Source organism: Variovorax sp. P1_H12_2 (assembly GCF_056405335.1).
In genome coordinates, this window is sequence record NZ_JBFUCI010000682.1 from 1 (window position 1) to 1,802 (window position 1,802).

The following is a 1,802-nucleotide window of genomic DNA, read 5'->3' on the forward strand; positions in this document are numbered from 1 at the left end:
CCGCAGCGGCGCCGGCCGCGCCCTCCGACCCGGGGCTGGCGCTTCGACTGGCGCGGGTGAGCGCGACGCATCCCGGCCGCCGCGTGGCGGTCCTGCACGACATTTCACTGGCTCTGGCCGCCGGCGAGCGCGTCGCCCTGGTCGGGCCCAGCGGCGCCGGGAAGTCCACCTTGATGGCGGTGGTCGCCGGCGAACTCGCGGCCGCGTCCGGCGAGGTGCTCGGCGCGCCGCATTGCCTGCTGACCCAGCGCACGGAACTGTTCCAGGACAGCCTGCGCGACAACCTCCGGCTGGCCGACGCGTCGGCCGAAGACGCCCGGCTGTGGGCCGTCTTGCAGGCCGCCGGCCTGTCCCAGGAAGTGCAGGCGATGGCTGCGGGCCTCGACACCGCGCTCGGCGAAGGCGGCCTCGGCCTCTCGGGTGGGCAGTCGCGCCGGCTGGCGCTGGCGCGGCTGCTGCTGCGCGACGTGCCGCTCTGGCTGCTGGACGAACCGACCGAAGCGTTGGACACTGCGACCGCGAACGATGTGCTGCGGCGCCTCGATGCCCAGGCCGCGGGCCGCACGCTGCTGATCGCGACGCACCTGCGGCGCGAGGCCGCGCTGGCCGACCGCCTGATTTCGATGCAGGACGGCCGCATCACCGCCGACCTGCGGCGCGGCTCGCCTGCATTCGATGCGGCACTGCAGGCGCTGCGGCCGGACTGAGAACAGAGAACAAGAAAGGAACCCATGGACCTCGACATCGTCGCCCTCTCCCGATTGCAGTTCGCCCTCACGGCGCTGTATCACTTCCTGTTCGTGCCGCTGACCATCGGGCTGGCCGTGATCCTCGCGATCATGGAGACGGTCTACGTGATGACCGGCCGGACCATCTGGCGCGACATGACGAAGTTCTGGGGCGTGCTGTTCGGCATCAACTTCGCGATGGGCGTGGCGACCGGCATCGTCATGGAGTTCCAGTTCGGCATGAACTGGAGCTACTACAGCCACTACGTGGGCGACGTCTTCGGCGCGCCGCTGGCGATCGAGGGGCTGATGGCCTTCTTCCTCGAAGCCAGCTTCGTCGGCCTGTTCTTCTTCGGCTGGGACAAGCTCTCCAAGGTGGCGCACCTGATCGTCACCTGGCTGGTGGCGATCGGTTCGAACTTCTCGGCGCTGTGGATCCTGATCGCCAACGGCTGGATGCAGAACCCGGTCGGCGCAGCCTTCAATCCGCAGACCATGCGCATGGAGGTGACCGACTTCGCCGCCGTGCTGACCAACCCCGTGGCCCAGGCCAAGTTCGTGCACACGGTGTCGGCCGGCTACACGGTGGCGGCCATCTTCGTGCTCGGCGTCTCGGCCTGGTATGTGCTCAAGGGCCGGCACCTGGAGCTCGCCAAGCGCTCGATGACCGTGGCCGCCTCCTTCGGCCTTGCGGCGGCGCTGTCGGTGGTGGTGCTGGGCGACGAGAGCGGCTATCTCTCGACCGAGCACCAGAAGATGAAGGTGGCCTCGATCGAGGCGATGTGGAAGACCGAGCCGGCGCCGGCCGCCTTCACCGCCTTCGGCTTTCCCGACCAGCGCACCCGCGAGACCCACTTCGCGGTCCACATCCCGATGCTGCTGGGGCTGATCGGCACCCGCTCGCTGACCACCGAGGTGCCGGGCATCGAGGACCTGGTCGCGCGCGCCGAAGGCCACATCCGCGACGGCATCAAGGCCTACGACGCGCTGCAGACCATCCGCCTGGCCAAGAGCGATGCCGAGGTGCCGCCGGCGGCGCGGGCGACCTTCGAGGAGCACGGCAACTTCATGGGC

2 protein-coding genes are annotated in these 1,802 nt (G+C 69.6%); both read left to right on the forward strand.

What is annotated here, in order from left to right; all coding sequences use genetic code 11:
• A partial coding sequence (locus tag AC1D2K_RS34140) for an ATP-binding cassette domain-containing protein (protein ID WP_478094794.1) occupies positions 1-707 on the forward strand: 707 nt, incomplete at its 5' end.
• A gap of 24 nt (positions 708-731) precedes the next feature.
• The coding region (locus tag AC1D2K_RS34145) for a cytochrome ubiquinol oxidase subunit I (RefSeq protein ID WP_478094795.1) at positions 732-1,802 on the forward strand (1,071 nt) is incomplete at its 3' end.